Here is a 21,496-nt window from a genome sequence, read left to right on the forward strand (position 1 = left end):
TGGTATTTACCAAGCTTTTTTGTATCTGATAGTTCACTTAGCTCTTCGTTCTAATGCCTTGGACGAGCATAAACATAAAGGTTGCACTGAGAACAACTGATGGACCTGCTGGAGTATCATAAAACCAAGATAAACTCAGGCCGAGTAGAACCGCTATTGCACCAATTAAGGATGCGAGTAGCGCCATTTGCTCAGGAGTTTTGGAGAACTTACGAGCTGTAGCTGCTGGAATAATGAGAAGTGAAGTCATGATTAAGGCACCAACGAATTTCATGCCTACCGCGATCACGATCCCAACCATTAACATTAAAGCCAAGCGCATTAAATCAATATTAATACCATCTACGGCCGCTAAATCCTCACTGACTGTCGTAGATAGCAGAGAGCGCCAACACAACGCTAAAATATAGCCTACCGCAATGACTCCACCAAAAATAAACCATAAATCAGTCGGTGATACAGCGAGTAGATCACCAAATAGATAGCTCATTAAATCTACACGAACATTATCTAGAAAGCTGACGGCGACAAGGCCTAAAGACAATGAGCTGTGAGCCAGAATACCGAGTAGAGTATCCGTTGCGACGAGTTGCTGTTTTTGTAGTGTGACTAAGACAGTTGCAAGTAACAAGCAGCAAACAAGTAGGGCAAGATATAGGTTAATGTCCAATAAAAAGCCGAGTGCTAGCCCCATGAGAGAAGCATGAGCTAATGTGTCGCCGAAATAAGCCATCTTTCGCCAAACTACAAATGATCCTAGCGGACCTGCGATTGCTGCGATGCCTAGACCTGCAAGAATTGAAGGTAATAGAAACTCAATCATGATGGTGCCCATGTGATTGGTGAGAGCATTGGTGCGCGTCGCCTTTAACTGGCTGGCCTGCTAAGTCATGGTGATGATGACTATGCTCGTGATGATAGAATGCCAAAGTTTCTTGCGGAGCTCCGCCAAATAGCGCGATATACGATGGATGTTGTTTGATATCAGCAGGTGAACCTGAGCAACAAACGTGATGGTGCAAACAAATCACGTCGTCGGTTTTTGCCATGACCAAATGTAAATCGTGCGAAACCATAAATACACCACAACCAAATCGATGCCTCAATGTGTCAATCAACTCGTATAAGTCAATTTGCCCTTGTACATCGACACCTTGCGCGGGTTCATCGAGTACCAAAAGATCGGGTCTACGTAATAGTGCTCGAGCGATTAAAACACGCTGGTTCTCTCCACCCGATAATTTGTGCATATTACTAAGCAGCAAGTGTTCGGCACCCACCAAGCGCAGCGCTTCTAGGATTTCTTGTTTGCTAAATCGACCTGTTAGCTTCAAAAATCGCTGCACATTCAGTGGGAGGGAATCATTAAGTTTGAGCTTTTGGGGAACATAGCCAATCACCAACTTACTGTGATGAGTGAGTGAGCCAGTGTATTTCTTTTGAAGGCCGAGAATGACTTTAACTAAGGTGGATTTACCTGCACCGTTAGGCCCAATTAATGTGGTAATTTTACCTTTCTCTAGCTTAAGAGAGATAGAATCGAGAACTTTTCGTCCGTCGAATTCAACACTGACACCATCGAGTTGGATTAAGCTATCCATGAATAGAACTCATTTGCAATTAACTAATGTTATAATGTAACATTTGTGAACTTCCTAAGCTACTTTTCCTTTATTGAGGCTGTATGTTTCGTTCTTTGCTTTTGGGCGGCTGTGTTTTACTGACGCCAATTGTAGCGCAAGCTACTACCGTATTGACTAGTTTCAAACCAATCCAAATGATTGTTACCGAGTTAACTCTTGATGTAACGCAGCCAGATGTGGTGATGAGTAACAATGCGTCCCCACATGATTATGCACTAAAACCGTCGGATGTTAAAAAGCTGAACAACGCTGATCTTTTTATTTGGTTTGGACCTGAGTTGGAATCATTTCTTACTAAAGTAACAGAAGGCAAAGATAACGTTCTTACGATTAGCGACATACCTAATTTGCCGCTGAGAGAATACGGTGAGCAGCAGCATGAAGAACACGAAGGGCATAATCACGGTAGTGTCGATGCACATTTTTGGTTAGGTACGGAGCAAGTAAAATTGGTTGCCCAAGCTATCAGTCAAAAGCTGATCGAACGTGATCACGAGAATACTGATATTTATAAGCAAAACTTGAAGGCTTTCTTAGTGAATCTGAATACGGCCGAACAAGATATCATCGACACGCTTAATCCAATTAAAGATAAAGGTTATTACGTTTTCCACGACGCATATGGGTATTTTGAAGAGACATACGGACTAAACAACCTTGGCTACTTTACCGTAAGCCCAGATAGAAAGCCTGGAGCCAAGACGTTGATTAGAATTCGAAAAACCTTAGTAAAAGATAATGTTCAATGTGTATTTTCAGAGCCACAGTTTACTCCCGCGGTTATTGAATCCGTAACTAGAGGCAGTAATGTAAGGCAAGGTCAGCTGGACCCTGTTGGTTCTTCTATCGAAGTGAAATCAGGGAGCTACTTCACTTTCATCAAAGGCATTGCAAATAGCTATGAAGAGTGTCTAGCTAATAACTAACCCGTCTAATAAATCTATGGTGTTTCGCGTAATGAAGGAATTCTTACCGCAATTACGTGATCACCTAGTTAATTTTAAAGCCCGCTTTGTAAACTCTCTACTTTAAATACGATTTTCGGCTAGAATGATAGACATAATTATCATCTAAAAAAAACAATAAATACTTATTTTTAAATAACTTAATGCATATTTACATTAAGGTGATTTCTAGTTTTTGCTGCTTTAGGGTCGAAAATTGCGTCGCAACGTATTCAAACTGCTCATTCTATGGGGGCTGTGTTTTAATGCATTTGCATTAAGCTCTTCGCCATCCGTTTTTTATCCATTGCCCATTCAGGCGCAAGGGAAGTTTTTGGCTGCTCAAAATCTATTCATCGGTGATAACGGTGGGGTATGGGTGCATGACGTTCATGGAAAAGTGCTGTTCTATGATGGTAGGACTTTATTACCAAGAAAAGGCAGCCTGTTAGACTTTCCAGCCGAAAAGTTAGGCTTCGTCAACAATACATTTTGGACCTATTTCGATAACGAAGTTTATGAAAATACCCCTGGATTAGGACGAACACTCGCTTTCAGCTTAAGCCCTGGTGCGGAGATCACCAATCTTGGAAGCTCCGGGGATTACATTTGGGTGACCGACGGAACGAATTTTTATACTTTTCACACGAAAACCAAACAGTTCGATACTTATTCTCTGCTTGAGCTTTATCAACATAATAAAAGCAGCCAAATAGACATTAACGACGCTCAGGTTGTGTTGACTAAATGGGTGTTGGCGACAAGCTCAGGAGTATATTTATCCTCTGAAGGCAACTTTTCTCACATTTCTGCTTCAGGGAAACATTACGTAGAAAAACTGTATTTTTCCAAGTCTCGCCGGGAGCTAGTGATAGGTACGCTTAACGGTGCTGTAGTTATTGATATCACTAACCCTAATGGAATTGTAAAACGAATAGGGCGATCGCATGTGTTGGCGCTGGCAGAGACGTCGACCGAATATTGGATTGGAACGGAACATGGTTTATACACCTATAACTTTTTGTCCGGGAATGATGAGAAAATAGCAAAGAACCCCTACGAGGATTTCTCGTTACCGGGAGAAAAAATTTATTCATTAAGAAGTGATGGCGCTGGAGGAATTTGGATAGCAACCAGTAATGGTATTCGTTATTTCTCGTTATTTAGTAAAACCTTTTCTAGAAAACCGATTTACGGACAAGGGATTCACTCAAGTGATGTCGTCATAACTAAAGTCAAAGCACTAGACACCGAAGGATATTGGGCTTCTTCAACATCAGGCCTTTACTACATAAGTCATGGTGACGATAGTCCCCCTAAACAATTGTATGCGGGGGCGGTCTCTGATTTTCTGATTGTCGATGATAAGTTGTGGCTCGCAACAGAGGAGGGGCTCATTTGCATTGACCGATATAGTTCGGAGTCTCGAATATTACCTGTTCCTAGAGAAATTCAAAACCTAGCAATCCAGCATCTCGCCCTTACAGATAGTCACGTTGTGTGGCTTACGTCTGGAGAAACCCTTTATTCATTTGATATAAACAATCACACGGTAAAGAACTACGGGAGCACTTGGCTCGTTGAAAAATATCTACCGACCAAGATAACTGAAATAGAAGCGACGCCTGATAGTGGTGTGTTGATTGGCACCGATCATGGTTATTACTCCTTTGTAGGAGAAAAGATTAGTTTTAACCGCGCTAGCGAAAGGTTTGGGAAAACGGTCGATATCGCAATTGATCAACTTGGCACCCAATGGTTTGCAAGTAGCTATGGTTTATACCGTGTGGCGCAAGGTGGACGTGATGTTCAGGAAGTCCCCTTAATTGAAGACAATATTAGCCCTCAATGTCTGATGCCAAGTGAAGATGGGATGTGGCTCGGTTCTTCCAAAGGATTAAGCTACTACGATATGGCTGGTCAATTAAGAAAGCATTTTGGCGCTCCTTTTGGTTTGATTACCAATGAATTCACTTCTGGTTCTTGTTCGTCTTTGTTTGATTCCGATTTAGGTTCGATTATTTTCTTGGGTTCAAAATATGGTGTGTTAAGTGCAGTGTCAGCTGATTTGCTTGTCGCTAGTACACCTCAAAGTCGAGCGCTATTTAGCCGAGTGACGGTTGACCAAAACACCGTATCTTTAGGCGGCGGTAATCAGGTTTTATCTCCGTTCAAGTATGGGGCATCGGTGACGTTCAAACTGGGTATCGTTCCCGTTGCTTCAACCCAAGAGCTTGAATATAGACTCAATGCCACGGATTCTTGGAGTGTGTTTGAAGGCGGCTTATTAACTTTAGATCACCTATTACCTGGGGATTATGTTTTACAAGTTCGCTCGATGAAATATCCGGACCTTAATTTTATTGGTGCCGAGCAACGATTTAGTGTCGCCAAGCCTTGGTATTTAACCAATTGGGCAGCGGTGACATTTATCTTTGGCACGATTGGCATGATCACGATAATCGTATTGTGGCGTTCTCGGTTTATGGCGTTAGCGAATAGGCAGTTAAAAGCGCAAGTTGCCTTAAAGACTGATCAATTACGACATCAAAGTCGAATATTGCTAACCACGAACCAGCAATTACGTAAGCAGTTGCAAGTAAAAAATGCTTTGGTGGAACACAAATCTGAAGAGTTGGTGGGGGACGTAGCGATGCTTTTGCATACGGTACCTGACTGGCAACAAGGGCAAGCGAGTTCTGCAGTTATCAACCTACAAACTGGTCTCGATCAATTGAAGAATTCGCGAAACGACGGGCAGTTAGGAGAGCATTGCTACGATATCCTGTTTGTCTTGAACTCAGTGTTCACGGTTTGGCGTGAAGAGCTGTCTAAATCAGATATCGAGCTGGATATTAAGGTTTTAACCAATCAGCATTTTGTTAGAGTGTCGTATTTTAATTTGGATGTCGTGTTCAACAGTTTTATCGCTAACGTGTTAAAACGAAGTTTCCGTAGCCAAAAGTTGACTGTGATATTGGAAGAATTTGAAGATGATCTGAGTATCACCTTTCTAGATCATGGCTCTCCACTGCCCAAGCACTTATCTAGTGGTTCGGATCAGGTGCATAATGCTTCAGTCGATTTGAATATCGATAAGTTACCTTTACTGATGCAGCAGAGTGGCGGCGATCTAAAGATATTCATATCCGATACTCAGAATAAAGTGCAACTGACTTGGCCACTTGAACGCCAAATGGAAGTGAAAGCAATAGATGCCGTTGGAGAACGTGTTGAGTCATTAGAAGTACTTGATGTGAAAACATCGCCGATTCAGTTAAGTGCTGAAGAAGAGTGGATGAATAAAGTTCGTTTATTGATCGCTGAGCATTATGCTGATCCAGACTTTGGTACTTCGGTTGCGGCTAAACAGTTGTATGTCTCAGAACGAAGTCTACAGCGAAGATTTAAATCTATGACAAGCAGAACGTTTAAAGACTACTTGAATGAAGTTCGTCTAGAGAAGGCTTGTGAGCGATTGCTTTCAGGCGCTAAGATTTCAGATGTGGCTTTTGATTGTGGATTTAATGATCCTTCTTATTTCAGTCAAAGGTTTAAACATCATTTTGGTGTATCACCATCTAAGTTCGTGGAGACAGCTGAAAGCTAATTGAAATAAGCCATCTAAATAGGCCTCAACGTGACGTTGGGGCTTTTTTTTTACCCGCAGGGTAGGAATCATGCTAGTTAGAGAGTTAGAGAGTTAGAGAGTTAGAGAGTTAGAGAGTTAGAGAGTTAGAGAGTTAGAGAGTTAGAGAGTTAGAGAGTTAGAGAGTTAGAGAGTTAGAGAGTTAGAGAGTTAGAGAGTTAGAGAGTTAGAGAGTTAGAGAGTTAGAGAGTTAGAGAGTTAGAGAGTTAGAGAGTTAGAGAGTTAGAGAGTTAGAGAGTTAGAGAGTTAGAGAGTTAGAGAGTTAGAGAGTTAGAGGGGACAAGAAAAAAAATATCGTGGTATAGCCGGGGGGACTATACCACGGGTGCCAATGACACCTTCGCTTGCTGCCGGAGTGATATGGCGAGCCATATCACCTCTGGAATAACTTTGAAAGGAAGACGTTTCCTTTCGATGGAGTAACTATACGTCTGCCCACTTAATTTCCTTATAAAATTAACGCCAACTTTACCCTAAAAAAACGACATAAACATAACTGATTGATAAATAGGAAATTAAATTTACTTTCTTATCTGTACTAGTTTGGTGGTTCAAGTTTTTGGAAGGAAAATAACAAAATTGACGACAGCGTTTTTAACGGTTTTTACGTCATCATTTATGAAAACATTGATTTCACATAGTAATATTGTGGTTATTTAGCGTTAATATTAGTGGTAATAACAATCCTTCTCATTACCACTTTGCGAATTTAACGAATATGAAGCTATCTGAATTACAGCAAGGCAAGGCTGCCACTATTGTAGAACTCAGTGAGTTAAGTCCTGATGTCCGAAAAAAACTAATGGTGATGGGTATGTTGCCAAAAACCGAGGTGACACTCATCCGTCGAGCGCCAATGGGGGACCCACTACAAGTTGAGGTTCGTGGTGTGTCTATTGCTATTAGAGAAAACATAGCTGCTGCAATTGAGGTGCAATAATGGAGTATAAGGTTCTTACAGTTGGTAATCCCAACAGTGGTAAAACAACGCTATTCAATGGCCTAACAGGTGCTAAGCAACAAGTCGGTAACTGGGCGGGTGTCACCGTAGAGAAAAAGACGGGACACTACAGTCATTCTGGCGATCAGTTTAGCCTAACTGACTTACCGGGTATCTATGCATTAGATAGTGGCAATGATAGTAATAGCATAGATGAATCGATTGCTTCTCGAGCGATTGTTAGCCACCCAGCAGATTTAATAATTAACGTAGTTGACGTAACTTGCTTAGAACGAAGCTTGTATATGACATTGCAGTTGCGAGAATTAGGCCGCCCAATGGTAGTGGTTCTCAATAAAATGGATGCGTTAAAAAGAGAACGCCAAGTCTTAGATGTAAAACTACTTGAGCAACAGTTGGGGTGCCCTGTATTCACTTTGTCTTCGAATGACAAACAGCAAGTTTTGGCGTTTAAAGACAAATTGCACAAAGCACTTGTTCAAGGGATCGCCTTGCAAGATTTTACTCTTGAGTACGGCGATGAATTTGAAAGTGCGATTGAGCAAGTCAGTCGCGTGTTTAGTGCAAACGAAGTGTCATCGAGAGCGTTAGCAATACGTTCATTGGAAAATGATTTGCTGGTGGTAAATGCACTGAGCCAGTCTGAGCGTGAGGGAATTCTAAAAGCTCAGGCCCATATGAATGGCGACATTGATCTACTCGTAGCGAACGTGAAATACAGCTACCTACATGAACTTTGCAAAAAAGTGCGCCGCTCTGAAGGTAAGCTAAGCCACAGTTTCACTGAAAAAGCCGATAACCTGATATTAAACAAATGGGTCGGTGTGCCATTTTTCTTCGTTGTTATGTACCTGATGTTTATGTTCTCTATAAACATTGGTAGTGCGTTCATCGATTTTTTTGATATTGGAGTTGGAGCACTCTTGGTCGATGGTGGGCATTACTTACTCGATGACCACTTACCTGTATGGCTAGTGACCTTGATAGCCGACGGAGTTGGCGGGGGTATTCAAACCGTTGCGACGTTTATTCCTGTGATCGCATGTTTGTATTTGTTTTTGGCGGTTCTGGAAAGTTCTGGTTATATGTCGCGTGCGGCATTTGTGCTAGATAAAGTGATGCAGAAGATTGGTTTACCTGGCAAAGCATTTGTCCCTCTTGTGCTGGGTTTTGGTTGTAATGTTCCGGCTATTATGGCGACGAGAACTTTAGACCAAGAGCGTGAAAGAAAGCTCGCAGCATCAATGGCTCCATTTATGTCGTGTGGTGCTCGCCTCCCTGTTTATGCATTATTTGCAGCCGCATTTTTTCCTGATAGTGGGCAAAACATTGTCTTTGCTTTGTACTTATTAGGTATTTTGGCGGCTGTATTTACTGGCCTTTTCTTAAAACACACTTTATACCCTGGCTCAAGCGACAGCTTGGTGATGGAAATGCCTGATTATGAGCTACCTACGTTACAGAACGTAATGATCAAAACTTGGCAAAAGTTAAAGCGTTTTGTGTTGGGTGCAGGCCGCACAATTGTGATTGTAGTGACCATTCTGAGCTTCCTTAACTCAGTCGGTACTGATGGCTCGTTCGGTAATGAAGACAGTGAAAACTCTGTTCTTTCGAAAGCGGCTCAAGTGGTTACACCTGTATTTGCACCAATCGGCATTAATCAAGATAACTGGCCGGCTACGGTTGGGATCATCACCGGTATTTTCGCTAAGGAAGCGGTAGTAGGAACATTAAACAACCTTTATACCTCAGCTGATGCGGAAGAAAGTGAGTACGATTTGTTGGGCAGTTTAAATGAAGCGGTGATGTCGATTCCTGAAAATTTAACAGGTTTGAGCTTTAGCGATCCACTAGGGATTGAAGTCGGTGATTTAACTGATACTGCCGCAGTAGCGGAAGAGCAAGAAGTTGATACAACAATCTTTGGTAACTTGAAATCACACTTTGTTAGCGGGCATGCAGCTTTTGCGTATCTTGTATTTATCTTGCTTTACACGCCATGTGTTGCAGCTATGGGGGCTTACGTTAAAGAATTCGGCAGTCAATATGCCCGCTTTATCGCTGTGTGGACGATGGGCTTAGCTTATGGTGGTGCGGTACTTTATTATCAAGTTATGCATATTGCTGAACACCCAATGTCGAGCATGCTGTGGATTGTAGGCATTCTGGGTGGTTTTGTTGTGACTTACATGGTTTTTCGAAAAGCCGGTAGTAAGCAGCAAGTGCTAGAGACGCAAATCGCATGATCTTGGATGAGCTGAAAAAGCAGATTGAAAGCTCTGGGATCGTTTCGGGTAAAGAACTAGCGAAGCAGTTCTACCTAACTGAAGATGGTGTAGACGCAATGCTGAATGTATTGATTAAAAAGGGGCAAGTAAGCCGCTTGGTAGATACTAACGCTAAACAACATGTTACTCGTGTTCGTTATAGCCTAACCAAAATTAATGATCTTGCTATTACAGTGACTATGTAAAGCCGAATCTACAAAGTAAAAAGCCGCTTAGATAGCGGCTTTTTTGTGTTTATTTGTCGGTACTTTCGGTATGCCCAAGGCCAAGAAACTTAAGGCCAACGCTGAGTAGTAGTATTGAAGTCGGTAAGACCAAAATATCCCAACCGATGCTGTTGAAGTTTATGAGTACTAACTCTAAGAATTTAACAAACAAAATCACAATGATAACTTCGGCCAAGATATTTTTTAGGTGGCCAATATTCGGTGTTCTTATCCAACTCAACACTTTGATTTTCTTGGTTTTCTCAGCATCTTTATTAGCGATGAAAAGTGTGTAAACACCATGTGCAAAAATGAATAACACCAAAGCGACTAGAAACGTATCTAACGACTTGATTAAGTACGAAATGGCAATATCGGCTTTATCTAGATGCGCTAGACTAGCTGGTGGTAGCTCATTTAATACGAATACCGCGAAAGCAGAATAGGTTTTAGCTGCACCCATTAAAAACAGAAGAAATGAAGCAAGCATTGAACAGACAATGGCGATCCAGCTTACGTGACGAAATAGGTTGAATGTTTGTTTCATTATTATCTCTCGGCTTATTGAACGGCTGAAAGTGTACGATGAAACAGAGTGAGTGATAATACGGTCTTTTAGTTAAAGATTATTACAAATAAGTAATAAAGTGATGTCAATAAAGCTACTGACACCATAGTGATTTTTGTAGTTAGGCTTTCTTAAACAGTGAACTAAGAGAAAGTACATTCTGAATTCGGGTTAACAACTCTTGTTGCTCGTCGTCTGCACGGAAAACACCGTTTGTATTCCCCCAAACAGGCCCAGGCCATGCAACATCATCTTTGAAACGTGCGATATGGTGTATGTGCAGTTGTGGCACCATGTTACCTAATGCGCCTAGGTTTAATTTATCCGGTTGGAACGTAGCTTCGAGGGCTTGACTAACTGCTTGAGATTCCAATAAAAACTGTTGTTGTTCTTTCATCGGTAGGTGGTGTAGTTCTTTTAGATTTGCATGCCTAGGAACCAATATGACCCAAGGTACAGCATTATCTTTATGTAGAAGTGCCATGCACAGTGGGAAGTTGCCAATGACAGTCGTGTCTTTTGCAAGTTGAGGGTGTAGTTCGAAGCTCATAATGATATTTCCAATGATTAAGCGGAATCAATTTGGTTATGAGTGTAGAGCAAGATAGGGGAAGAGAACAATTTTTACGTTGACTATTTGATAGATAAAACAAAAGGTTGGTGAAACACCAACCTTTTTAGTTAATCTTGATATGTAAATTACATACGTTCTAGTGTTTCGATACCTAGAAGAGATAAACCTTGTTTGATCGTTTTAGCAGTAAGAGCTGCAAGTTTCAAACGGCTCTGCTTAGTTGATTCGTCTTCTGCTACAAGAATTGGGCACGCTTCGTAGAAGCTAGAGAATTGACCAGCAAGCTCGAATAGGTAGCTACACATAATGTGTGGTTGACCTTCGCGAGCAACAGATTGTACCGCTTCTTCGAACTGTAGAAGCTTCGCGATAAGCGCTTTTTCTTTCTCTTCAGTGATTTTGATTTCACCTTCAAGAGAATCCATAGAAACGCCTGCTTTAGCAAATACAGAAGCTACACGAGTGTATGCGTACTGCATGTACGGTGCTGTGTTACCTTCGAATGCAAGCATGTTGTCCCAATCGAACACGTAGTCAGTAGTACGGTGCTTAGAAAGGTCTGCGTACTTAACCGCTGCCATTGCAACTGTATTAGCGATTGCTTTCTTCTCGTCTTCTGCTAGTTCTGGGTTTTTAGATTCGATCAGCTGTGCTGCACGAACTTCTGCTTCATCAAGAAGGTCAGCTAGACGAACCGTACCGCCTGCGCGAGTCTTGAATGGTTTACCGTCTTTACCTAACATCATGCCGAATGCGTGGTGTTCAAGAGAAACCGATTCTGGAATAAAGCCAGCTTTACGAACGATAGTCCAAGCTTGCATCAGGTGTTGGTGTTGACGAGAGTCGATGAAGTAAAGTACACGATCAGCGCCAAATTCTTCGTAACGGTATTTTGCACAAGCGATGTCAGTTGTTGTGTAAAGGAAACCGCCGTCGCGCTTCTGGATGATTACACCCATCGGATCGCCATCTTTGTTCTTGTACTCATCTAAGAATACAACTTGTGCGCCGTCATCTTCTTTCGCTAGACCTTGCTCTTTTAGGTCAGCAACGACTTTAGGTAGCATGTCGTTGTACATGCTCTCACCCATCACGTGCTCGCGAGTTAGAGATACATTTAGGCGGTCATAGTTACGTTGGTTTTGAACCATAGTTACATCAACAAGCTTCTTCCACATTTCTGCGCAGTACTCGTCGCCGCTTTGCAGCTTCACTACGTAACCACGTGCCTTAACTGCGAATTCTTCGTCTTCATCGTAAAGCTTTTTAGATTCACGGTAGAAGCCTTCTAGGTCAGCAAGTTCCATTGAAACTTCACCAGACTCAGCTTGAACGCGCTCAAGGTTAGCGATAAGCATACCGAACTGAGTACCCCAGTCACCGATATGGTTAGCACGAATGACTTTATGACCAAGGAACTCTAGAGTACGAACAACCGCATCACCGATGATAGTCGAACGTAGGTGGCCTACGTGCATTTCTTTTGCAACGTTTGGAGCTGAGTAGTCGGCAACGATAGTTTGCGCTTCAGCTTCAGCTACACCTAAACGAGAATCTGCAAGAGCGGCATCAGCTTGTTTTGCTAGAAAAGCTTCGTCAAGAAAGATGTTAAGGAAACCAGGGCCAGCGATTTCAACTTTAGAAGCGATACCGTCTAGGTTTAGTACATCCAACACTTTTTGAGCAAATTCTCGAGGGTTAGTGCCTAGTCGCTTTGCAACGCCCATTACGCCGTTAGCTTGGTAGTCACCAAATTGTGGTTTTGCAGATTGACGAACAGCAGCAGGAGAGCCTGCAGGTGCGCCAGCGGCTTCTAGAGCCTGAGATACTTTGTCATTAATAAGTGCTTGGATATTCACACGCGTTTCCTTCAATTCAAGGATGATAAGAGCGGTTGTTAGACAGTTCGAGTAGTTATGCGATAAAGCAATAGCTGACTATTTTAACAACAGACTCTGTTTGAGTTCACAAAAATGGCGGTAATGATACCAATTTAATCGGCTCGCTTATAGGGCAGAAACTAGGAAATTTATGTCTTTTCTATGTATAAAAGCGTAGACAGGGGCGGATTACTGAATTGATAAATTCAAACAATGTAAATATTGCAACGCGGGCTTGTTCAAGTAATCAAACTTGTTACTATGCAGCCAAAATTATTAGAGGTGAGAGTAATGCAAGAACGATTACAGCAAGCAGGGTTAGAGCCTGCACAAATGATCGCTAGATTAGATGATTTTATGGATAAAATTATCGAACTTGGAGAGCTACTTCATTTGGATTTAAGCTTTGCTCAAGCTGATCACATCGCGTTACGCATTAATGAAACCGAACTCGCTAAGGCCGCTCATGAAAATTGGCTAGAGTATGGAAATACAATCTCACAAGCTCAAATCAATGGTCGCCCTATTATCGTTCTAGAGTTCAATACACCGCTAACCAGTAAAGGTTGGTCAATTGAATGTTTAGAGTTGCCATATCCGGCTGAAGGTAAATTGTACCCTACTCAAGATTGGGAGCATGTCGAATTCGTGATTCCTTCACATACGCAAACCGCAGAAGAATACTTGGCAGATTTAAAGACGACGTATCCAAACTTTGCACAGAATTACGACGGATTACGTAGCTTAGGTGTGAAAGTGAAGCTTTCGAGCCCGAAAGGCGAAGGTGAACGACTCAATAACCCGACAGTTGCCTTTAAATACAATGGCGTGTGCATCAAATTGCATCCTCATTCTTTAAAAAATATTGTGGCTTCAGAGCAGGGGTAATTACTTGCTTGTAAACAAAAAAGGTAGGCGTAATGCCTACCTTTTTCATTGAGGATTAACGAACTAAGGCTAAAGGATAACGGTCTTGTTGCCATAGACAAATACGTGATCGTTAATCACTTTATTTAGGGCTTTGCTAAGCACGTTTTTCTCTACATCTCGGCCTGCTTGCGCCATGTCTTTTGCGCTGAAGTTATGATCGACAGGGATAACGTCTTGCTTGATGATTGGGCCTTCATCTAAGTCATTCGTTACAAAGTGTGCGGTTGCACCGATGATTTTCACCCCACGCTCATAAGCTTGCTGGTACGGTTTTGCACCGATGAAAGCAGGCAAGAAGCTGTGGTGGATATTGATGATCTTGTGGTTGTACTTTTCTACGAAGCCAGGAGTCAGTACACGCATGTATTTAGCCAGAACCAAATAATCGGCTTGATATTGGTCGATCACTTCTAGCATTTTTTCTTCGTGTTCTTCACGGTTTAAACCTTCATGAGAAACACAGTGGTAAGGAATATCAAAACGTTCCGTCAGCGTTTGTAGCGTGTCGTAATTACCCACTACTGCAGCAATTTCTACATCTAAGCTGCCATCGTAATTCTTCATCAGAATATCACCAAGACAATGTGCCTCTTTGGTGACGAGAATAACTACGCGTTTACGAGAAGGGCCAACCAGTTTGCGTTTAGCATTTTCTGGTAATGCTTGGTCTAAATCGGCGAGAAACGTTTCATCGTTAAAGTAACCTTCCAGCTCCGTACGCATGAAGAAGTGGCCGCTTGTGTTGTCTACAAACTCATTGTTGTGGATGATGTTAAGTTGATGCTTGTAACAGATGTTAGTGATCTTAGAGATTAGTCCAGGGGCATCAGTGCAGTGTGTTAGCAGTGTTTTCTTTTCCATTTTCATCCTACTTCCATGAAATGTTTTTTTTATTCTGTGAATTAATTATCGGCTGTCGAACGGTGAACTATGCCGCAATATGAGAGCTATAATTAATCTATTATCGATTTGGTTTCAACAAAATCTACAAAGCATTTACCGACTTAATAAATTTTCGTTGATTACAGCAACACCCAAATTGAGATTTGTTTTACAAAGGTGGCACGTAATGGATAAAGAGTTACTAGCAAAAAAGTTGTACTGTGAAAGAGTAAACTCGTTACTGGGCGATGAGCAAATGGATGAAGATATCCTGACTGAAATGTGGGAATGCAAAGCATCGCCTTCAGATGCGGCCAAAGCAATGCAATGTTCTGACAATGGTTTTGAAGCTGCCCCTTGGCTTTCTCGTTATTTGAATCGTAAATAGTAAAACTCGATAAAAGATCACACCAAATACACCCGGTGCGAATGCAATCTTGATTCGCGCCGGCTCACTAAACCTGCCATAATTCTTCCCCATATTTTCTTCTACTTCGTTGCTTTATGATTTCTAAAACGTTTTCTGCTGACGGCGCTCTCGGCAAAGCGATCCCGGGGTTTCAACCCAGACAAGCTCAACTGGATATGGCGGAAGCAGTATCCAGCGCGATTGAAAAGCAAAGCCAATTGGTGGTTGAAGCGGGAACCGGAACAGGTAAAACATTTGCTTACTTGGTTCCTGCGTTGCTTAGCGGTAAGAAAACAATCATCAGTACCGGTTCGAAGAACTTGCAAGAACAGTTGTTTCATCGTGATTTACCTTTGATGGTTGAAGCGTTAGGTTTTTTTGGCCAGATAGCGTTACTCAAAGGGCGTTCCAATTATCTGTGTTTGGATCGATTAAGCCGTCAAATGGTCGAAAGCCACGGTGTTGAGTCTGATCCCACAATGCTCGCACAATTGGTTAAGGTGCGAAATTGGTCCTCTACTACGCATAGTGGCGACTTAGGCGATTGTGACGATATCGCTGAGGACAGCCCAATCATTCCCACGATTACATCCACCAATGATAATTGCTTGGGTAAAGAATGCCCGAGTTACACTGATTGCTTTGTTCTGAAAGCTCGGAAGAAAGCGATGGACTCCGATGTGGTGGTGGTTAATCACCACTTATTTATGGCGGATTTGGCAATCAAAGAAACTGGGTTTGGCGAACTTATCCCAGATGCCGATGTATTTATTTTCGATGAAGCCCACCAAATCCCAGACATCGCGAGTCAGTATTTTGGACAGTCGGTGTCGAGCCGTCAGATTCAAGAACTCTCAAAAGACATAGAGATAGGCTACCGCACCGAAGCCAAAGATATGCGACAGCTACAGAAAGTTGGTGAGCGTTTGGTTCAGTCTGCGATGGATCTTAGAATTGTACTTGGTGATACAGGCTTTCGTGGTAATTGGCGAGAAGCCTTAAAATCAGAGTCGATTGCTCGCGAGTTGGTTCGCTTACAAGATGCGCTGCAATTAGCGGTAGATGTTTTGAAGCTGGCATTAGGTCGTAGTCAATTGTTAGATACGGCTTTTGAACGTGCCACTCTATTGAAAGGGCGCATTGAGCGGGTGTGTGATGTGTCGATTACTGGTTACTCCTATTGGTATGACACAACGCCAAGGCATTTCGCATTACATATTACGCCGTTATCCGTTGCCGATAAATTCCACGAACAAATCGAGCTTAAGCCCGGAGCATGGGTTTTTACTTCCGCGACACTTGCGGTATCGGATGATTTTGGGCATTTCACTTCACGTTTAGGGCTTAAACCAGCGGCGCAGTTATCTTTACCTAGCCCATTTGACTACCCGAATCAGGCGCGTCTGTGTGTTCCTCGTTATTTACCCGAGCCAAATAGCCCAGGACTTGCTGATAAGCTGGTAAGAATGTTAACCCCGGTTATTGAACAAAACCAAGGTCGATGCTTTTTCTTGTGTACGTCCCACAGCATGATGAAAGAGCTTGGTGAGCGCTTTAGAGAAACCTTATCCGTTCCAGTATTGCTTCAAGGGGAGACCAGTAAGCAGAAAACACTGGCTGAGTTTATGGAACTTGGAAACGCATTGCTGGTGGCGACGGGGGCTTTTTGGGAAGGGATAGACGTTAGGGGCGATGCACTTAGCTGTGTTATCATCGATAAATTACCCTTTACAGCACCCGATGATCCTTTGCTTAAAGCGCGGATTGAGGATTGTAAGCTCAAAGGGGGCGATCCTTTTTCTCAAGTTCAGTTACCAGATGCGGTGATCACGTTAAAACAAGGGGTGGGGCGACTCATTCGAGATAAGCATGACAACGGTGCTTTGATTATTTGTGACAACCGACTAGTGACTCGCGATTATGGCGGCATATTTTTGGCGAGTTTGCCTCCAATACCGCGCACCCGAGATTTAGGCGTCATAAAAGAATTCCTAGCTAAACATTAAGAGAATTAGAAACTGTCTGATTCCCTTGAGCATTAGTCATTATTTTTAGATACAACAAAGTTTATTTGAGGCGTTAATGAGCGCAAAAATTCTTGCATTAGATACCGCGACTGAAAACTGTTCTGTCGCATTAATTGTTGAAAACCAAGTGTTTGCACGCAGTGAAGTGGCACCACGCGATCACACCAAGAAAATTCTTCCTATGGTGGATGAGGTGCTAAAAGAAGCGGGTTTGAAGTTAGCTGATGTGGATGCGATCGCATTCGGGCAAGGGCCTGGTAGCTTTACTGGTGTTCGTATTGGCATTGGTATTGCACAAGGTTTAGCATTCGGTGCAGATCTACCAATGATCGGTATTTCGACGTTAGAAGCAATGGCACAAGGCTGCTATCGAGTTCAAGGCGACGAGCATGTTGCCAGCGCTATTGATGCGAGAATGAGTGAAGTTTATTGGGGGCGTTACAGTCGTCAACAAGATGGAAGTTGGCGAGCAATTGATGCGGAATGCGTTATTGCGCCTAGCGATCTGGTCGCTCAAGTTGAAGCCGATGCTCAAACTTGGTCGAAAGTAGGCACAGGTTGGGAAGCCTACGCTGAGCACTTGGATAACATCAACCTGACTTGTAAAGAAAGTGAGGTGTTATTCCCTGAAGCGCAAGATATTGCGTTGTTAGCTCAGTTTGCCTTTGCTGAAGGTAAAGCGGTTCCCGCTGAAGAATCTGCGCCCGTTTATTTACGTGATAAAGTGGCGTGGAAGAAATTGCCAGGTCGTGAGTAACGTTTAGCTCTCAAGTAAAGCTGATCTTGCAGCAATATTTGGCGCGCAAGTTGTTGATGCGAAAAGGTTGGTTCCTTTTCGTATCATCAAAGTAAACAGTTTGGGTAAGTGAATATGGTTTCGATTAACGGTTTACCACCTTCGATTGGCAATACTCAAAAGACTAATCGAACGAATAAAAAAAATGAGATAAAAAAAGGCGACGCTAAAGGCCCTGTTGGTCAACCAACGAAGGTCGCGAATGCCGTCTCTCATTCGATCCGTCATGTTCAAGAATCCGATATTCACAAAGCGCAAATTCAATATGACTTACCAGAAGGTCGCGGCCGTCGCGCAATGGAAGAGTATATGGATGTGATGAACCAAGCTAAAAAAGAGGAACTTGCTAAGCTTTTGGGAGTCGATATTTATATCTGATTTAACCTTCTCTGTTCCTAACTGAGTGAAATTTCAATGTTTTCTACCAATAAATTCCGCCTATTTTTCTTATCGTTAGCTTTCCTCGTATTAGCAGGTTGTTCTAGTTTACCCACTGAGCTTACTGCAAAGACTGAACCTGTGATCACTGACTACCAATTGTGGTTGGATGCCGATCCAGATACCAAGCCTGATGTGCGTTTAGGTGGGGTTATTGCCTCGGTACAAAATCTTGATGATAAAACTCGTATTGAAGTGGTTAATCTGCCGATTGATAGCAATGGTAAGCCAGACTTGGATGCTGAGCCGAAAGGTCGATTTGTCGCTTATATTTCAGGTTATGCAGAACCGGTGAGTTTTGCTAAAGGTCGTATGCTAACGATTGTGGGAACGACCGCAATGCCAGAAACGGGTTTAGTCGGTGAGTATGAATACACCTTTCCTGTAATGAATGCTTATGGCCAACGCTTGTGGCAAATTAAAGAGCGCATAGTAGTCACGGACACGACTTCCCACTATTATTCTTGCCGTAGTATGTACTGCCGTAGTTTCAACTATGGTCCCAAGCAAGGACGAGTTATTCAGGAAGTGAAATAGCTCGCGAGAACAATGCGAGATATTCGTGACTCCTCATATATTCAGTGAACATACCTATTCGATTTCTTCAGGCAATGTCGCCACGTTAGAGATCGGTGATGCATCAACGGCCGCTTTGACGGTCGTTTTCATTCACGGCTGGTTAGATAATGCCGCTAGTTTTATTTCGGTAATGGAAGCGCTAGCGAAGGCTAACCCTAGCTTGCACCAAATAGCAATCGATTTACCAGGGCACGGGCTTTCTGAGCACAAACCAACCCCTTCTTACTACCCATTTCATGACTATATTGACGATATTTATCAGGTTTTGCATGAAATATCGCCAAACAGACTACTGTTGGTGGGGCATTCACTTGGTGCATTGATAGCAAGTTGTTATAGTGCCGCCTTTCCTGAACAGGTATCAGGATTAGTTCAAATAGAAGGTCATGGACCTCTTTCTGAAGCTCCCCAGAATACGGTTACACGCCTGAGACAAGGGGTGTTAAGTCGACAAAGACAGCGCAGAAAGCCTTCTCGTCCTCTGGCTAGCCTAGAAGATGCTATTTCGCTAAGAGCAAAAGCAAATCATATTGATGGTGTGTTGATTCAACCTATTGTCGAACGAGGTACCGAGCACCGTGATGGCCAATGGCATTGGCGATATGACTCACGATTGAAGTGCGATTCACTTTATCGAATGTCATCAGAACATGCAGAAGCCATTATGTTATCAATAGTTTGCCCGCAATTGATTATTCTAGGTTGTAATGGCTACCGTGATTTGCAGCACAATCGCTACAACTTAGATACTTCTAAGCTGAAGATAGAGACAGTTCACGGCGGACATCATTGCCATTTGCAGGACCCAGAGCGCATTTCTGAGCTAATTCTTGGTGCAGTTAACAAAATTTAAACAAGTGTTTGAGTCTTTTAGTGCTCAAGCACTAAAGCTGTGCTGTAATACTTCGCAAATGACAAATAGCGGCTATGCAGTCAGCTGATAAACGAGGAGTAACATCGTGGATAAACCTTGGCTTTCACGTTTTCCAAGTGACGTACCAGAAACGATCAACCCAGATCAATACCCATCTTTAGTTGAAATGTTTGAGCAATCCGTACAAAAGTATGCGGATCAGCCTGCATTCATGAACATGGGCTCTGTCATGACATTTCGTAAGTTAGAAGAGCGCAGCCGTGCGTTTGCCGCTTATTTACAAAATGATTTGAAACTGAAGAAAGGCGATCGTGTAGCCTTAATGATGCCTAACTTATTGCAATACCCAATTGCACTGTTTGGTGTATTACGTGCTGGTATGATCGCGGTAAATGTGAACCCTCTTTATACTCCACGTGAGCTTGAACATCAGCTAAATGACTCCGGAGCGAAGGCGATTGTAATCGTTTCTAACTTTGCGAGTACGCTTGAAAAAGTCGTCGATAATACGCCTGTTAAGCACGTTGTTCTAACTAGCCTTGGCCAAATGTTACCTCGCGCGAAAGGTACGATTGTCGATTTTGTTGTGAAGTACGTAAAAGGCATGGTGCCAAAGTACAACCTTCCGGGCGCTATTTCTTTCCGTCAAGCGCTCCATAAAGGCCGCCGTTTACAATACGTGAAACCTTTCATGTCGGGTGATGACATTGCATTTCTACAATACACCGGTGGTACCACTGGTGTTGCGAAGGGCGCAATTTTGACTCACCGCAATATGATTGCCAACGTGCTTCAAGCGAAGGGCGCATACGGCCCAGTCTTGAAAGAAGGGCGAGAGTTAGTCGTTACAGCGCTGCCGCTGTATCACGTATTTGCATTAACAGTAAACTGCTTATTGTTTGTAGAAATTGGTGGCCAAAACCTATTAATTACCAATCCTCGTGATATTCCTGGGTTCATTAAAGAGCTGCAAAAATACCCATTCACAGCGATTACGGGTGTAAATACTTTATTTAATGCACTTGTGAACAATGAAGATTTTCATGAGTTAGATTTCAGCAACCTAGGCCTTGCAGTTGGCGGTGGTATGGCGGTTCAACGAGCGGTAGCTGAGCAGTGGAAAAAGACCACTGGCGTGCATTTACTGGAAGGCTATGGCTTAACCGAGTGTTCTCCACTGGTTACGGGTAACCCATACGACCTAAAAGATTACACTGGCGCGATTGGTCTGCCTGTACCATCAACCGATGTTCGTATCATCGATGATGAAGGTAACGTTGTGGGTAACGACCAAACTGGTGAACTTCAGGTTCGAGGTCCGCAGGTGATGCAGGGTTACTGGCAACGTCCGGAAGCAACCAAAGAAGTTATTGACCAAGATGGTTGGTTGTCCACTGGTGACATTGTTAAGTTCGATGATGAAGGCCTATTGCACATTGTTGATCGTAAGAAAGACATGATTCTAGTGTCTGGCTTTAATGTGTATCCAAACGAAATTGAAGATGTCGTTGCTCTTCACGGAAAAGTATTGGAAGTCGCAGCTATCGGCCAGCCAAATGATGTGTCTGGTGAGTTAGTGAAGATTTACGTAGTGAAACGCGATCCAAGCCTAACGAAAGACGACGTTATTGCGCATTGTCGTGAGCATTTGACGGGTTACAAAGTGCCTAAACTCGTAGAGTTTAGAGAAGAGCTACCGAAAACGAACGTAGGTAAGATCCTTCGCCGAGTTCTTCGTGAAGAAAACGATGCTCAGCTAGCACAGGCGAAAAGCGCTTAAGCGGAAGCAGTGCCGAACAAATAATGTTAGAATGCCGACAATTCATGTCGGCATTTTTGTATCCG

Annotated in this window: 19 protein-coding genes; 13 read left to right on the forward strand and 6 right to left on the reverse strand. The window is 42.8% G+C overall.

The genetic code is table 11. The annotated features are described in order from the left end of the window. Nucleotides 1-37 precede the first annotated feature (37 nt). Both znuB and znuC read right to left on the reverse strand, forming a co-directional pair. A complete protein-coding gene (znuB, locus tag ELZ11_RS02065) occupies nucleotides 38-823 on the reverse strand; it encodes a zinc ABC transporter permease subunit ZnuB (protein WP_137355708.1) in 786 nt (261 codons plus the stop codon). Next, nucleotides 816-1,601: a zinc ABC transporter ATP-binding protein ZnuC gene (gene znuC, locus ELZ11_RS02070; protein WP_137355709.1), complete on the reverse strand. Its 786-nt coding sequence runs from the start codon at nucleotides 1,599-1,601 to the stop codon at nucleotides 816-818. The genes znuB and znuC overlap by 8 nt, the downstream gene beginning before the upstream one ends. 83 nt (nucleotides 1,602-1,684) lie before the next feature. Between znuC and znuA the strand changes: the two genes are divergently transcribed. The 5 genes from znuA (at nucleotide 1,685) to ELZ11_RS02095 (ending at nucleotide 9,673) form a co-directional block, all read left to right on the forward strand. Further along, the gene (gene znuA / locus ELZ11_RS02075; protein ID WP_137355710.1) at nucleotides 1,685-2,569 is read left to right on the forward strand and encodes a zinc ABC transporter substrate-binding protein ZnuA; all 885 of its coding nucleotides are present in this window, start codon (nucleotides 1,685-1,687) and stop codon (nucleotides 2,567-2,569) included. A 235-nt stretch (nucleotides 2,570-2,804) separates the two neighbouring features. Continuing rightward, entirely contained in the window at nucleotides 2,805-6,197 is a 3,393-nt protein-coding gene (locus ELZ11_RS02080; RefSeq protein ID WP_137355711.1) for an AraC family transcriptional regulator, read from the forward strand. Between the two features lie 757 nt (nucleotides 6,198-6,954). After that, the gene (locus ELZ11_RS02085; RefSeq protein ID WP_137355712.1) at nucleotides 6,955-7,176 is read left to right on the forward strand and encodes a FeoA family protein; all 222 of its coding nucleotides are present in this window, start codon (nucleotides 6,955-6,957) and stop codon (nucleotides 7,174-7,176) included. Continuing rightward, nucleotides 7,176-9,446 carry a Fe(2+) transporter permease subunit FeoB gene (feoB, locus tag ELZ11_RS02090; protein ID WP_137355713.1) on the forward strand — a complete coding sequence of 757 codons (2,271 nt, stop codon included), beginning with the start codon at nucleotides 7,176-7,178 and terminating at the stop codon, nucleotides 9,444-9,446. Before ELZ11_RS02085 ends, feoB begins: the two co-directional genes overlap by 1 nt. Next, nucleotides 9,443-9,673: a FeoC-like transcriptional regulator gene (locus tag ELZ11_RS02095; protein WP_137355714.1), complete on the forward strand. Its 231-nt coding sequence runs from the start codon at nucleotides 9,443-9,445 to the stop codon at nucleotides 9,671-9,673. Before feoB ends, ELZ11_RS02095 begins: the two co-directional genes overlap by 4 nt. 49 nt (nucleotides 9,674-9,722) lie before the next feature. Here the strand turns inward: ELZ11_RS02095 and ELZ11_RS02100 are convergent, their stop codons facing one another. The 3 genes from ELZ11_RS02100 to argS form a co-directional block, all read right to left on the reverse strand. Then, nucleotides 9,723-10,241, reverse strand: coding sequence for a YqhA family protein (locus ELZ11_RS02100; RefSeq protein ID WP_137355715.1), 519 nt, complete (start codon nucleotides 10,239-10,241; stop codon nucleotides 9,723-9,725). Between the two features lie 142 nt (nucleotides 10,242-10,383). Continuing rightward, entirely contained in the window at nucleotides 10,384-10,812 is a 429-nt protein-coding gene (locus ELZ11_RS02105) for an HIT domain-containing protein (protein WP_137355716.1), read from the reverse strand. A 149-nt stretch (nucleotides 10,813-10,961) separates the two neighbouring features. Then, nucleotides 10,962-12,695 carry an arginine--tRNA ligase gene (gene argS / locus ELZ11_RS02110; RefSeq protein ID WP_137355717.1) on the reverse strand — a complete coding sequence of 578 codons (1,734 nt, stop codon included), beginning with the start codon at nucleotides 12,693-12,695 and terminating at the stop codon, nucleotides 10,962-10,964. A 312-nt stretch (nucleotides 12,696-13,007) separates the two neighbouring features. Between argS and ELZ11_RS02115 the strand changes: the two genes are divergently transcribed. Then, nucleotides 13,008-13,604 (forward strand): VOC family protein, encoded by a 597-nt coding sequence (locus tag ELZ11_RS02115; protein ID WP_137355718.1) that lies wholly within the window; start codon nucleotides 13,008-13,010, stop codon nucleotides 13,602-13,604. A 69-nt stretch (nucleotides 13,605-13,673) separates the two neighbouring features. On the opposite strand, the gene purU is transcribed toward ELZ11_RS02115, so the two are convergent. Next, a complete protein-coding gene (purU, locus tag ELZ11_RS02120) occupies nucleotides 13,674-14,507 on the reverse strand; it encodes a formyltetrahydrofolate deformylase (protein ID WP_137355719.1) in 834 nt (277 codons plus the stop codon). A gap of 208 nt (nucleotides 14,508-14,715) precedes the next feature. Between purU and ELZ11_RS02125 the strand changes: the two genes are divergently transcribed. The 7 genes from ELZ11_RS02125 (at nucleotide 14,716) to fadD (ending at nucleotide 21,431) form a co-directional block, all read left to right on the forward strand. Beyond that, complete coding sequence (locus ELZ11_RS02125; protein ID WP_137355720.1) at nucleotides 14,716-14,916, forward strand: hypothetical protein; 201 nt, start codon at nucleotides 14,716-14,718, stop codon at nucleotides 14,914-14,916. 116 nt (nucleotides 14,917-15,032) lie between these two features. After that, nucleotides 15,033-16,943: a DNA repair helicase YoaA gene (gene yoaA / locus ELZ11_RS02130; protein WP_137355721.1), complete on the forward strand. Its 1,911-nt coding sequence runs from the start codon at nucleotides 15,033-15,035 to the stop codon at nucleotides 16,941-16,943. A gap of 76 nt (nucleotides 16,944-17,019) precedes the next feature. Beyond that, nucleotides 17,020-17,721 carry a tRNA (adenosine(37)-N6)-threonylcarbamoyltransferase complex dimerization subunit type 1 TsaB gene (tsaB, locus tag ELZ11_RS02135; protein ID WP_137355722.1) on the forward strand — a complete coding sequence of 234 codons (702 nt, stop codon included), beginning with the start codon at nucleotides 17,020-17,022 and terminating at the stop codon, nucleotides 17,719-17,721. Nucleotides 17,722-17,835: 114 nt separating this feature from the next. After that, complete coding sequence (locus ELZ11_RS02140; RefSeq protein WP_137355723.1) at nucleotides 17,836-18,138, forward strand: chromosome partitioning protein ParA; 303 nt, start codon at nucleotides 17,836-17,838, stop codon at nucleotides 18,136-18,138. A 36-nt stretch (nucleotides 18,139-18,174) separates the two neighbouring features. Further along, nucleotides 18,175-18,735: a Slp family lipoprotein gene (locus tag ELZ11_RS02145; protein ID WP_137355724.1), complete on the forward strand. Its 561-nt coding sequence runs from the start codon at nucleotides 18,175-18,177 to the stop codon at nucleotides 18,733-18,735. Nucleotides 18,736-18,760: 25 nt separating this feature from the next. Further along, a complete protein-coding gene (locus ELZ11_RS02150) occupies nucleotides 18,761-19,630 on the forward strand; it encodes an alpha/beta fold hydrolase (RefSeq protein ID WP_244291588.1) in 870 nt (289 codons plus the stop codon). Nucleotides 19,631-19,736: 106 nt separating this feature from the next. Further along, nucleotides 19,737-21,431: a long-chain-fatty-acid--CoA ligase FadD gene (gene fadD / locus ELZ11_RS02155; protein WP_137355725.1), complete on the forward strand. Its 1,695-nt coding sequence runs from the start codon at nucleotides 19,737-19,739 to the stop codon at nucleotides 21,429-21,431. Nucleotides 21,432-21,496 lie beyond the last annotated feature (65 nt).

Origin of the sequence: Vibrio profundi (assembly GCF_005281835.1) — a bacterium.
GTDB lineage: Bacteria > Pseudomonadota > Gammaproteobacteria > Enterobacterales > Vibrionaceae > Vibrio > Vibrio profundi.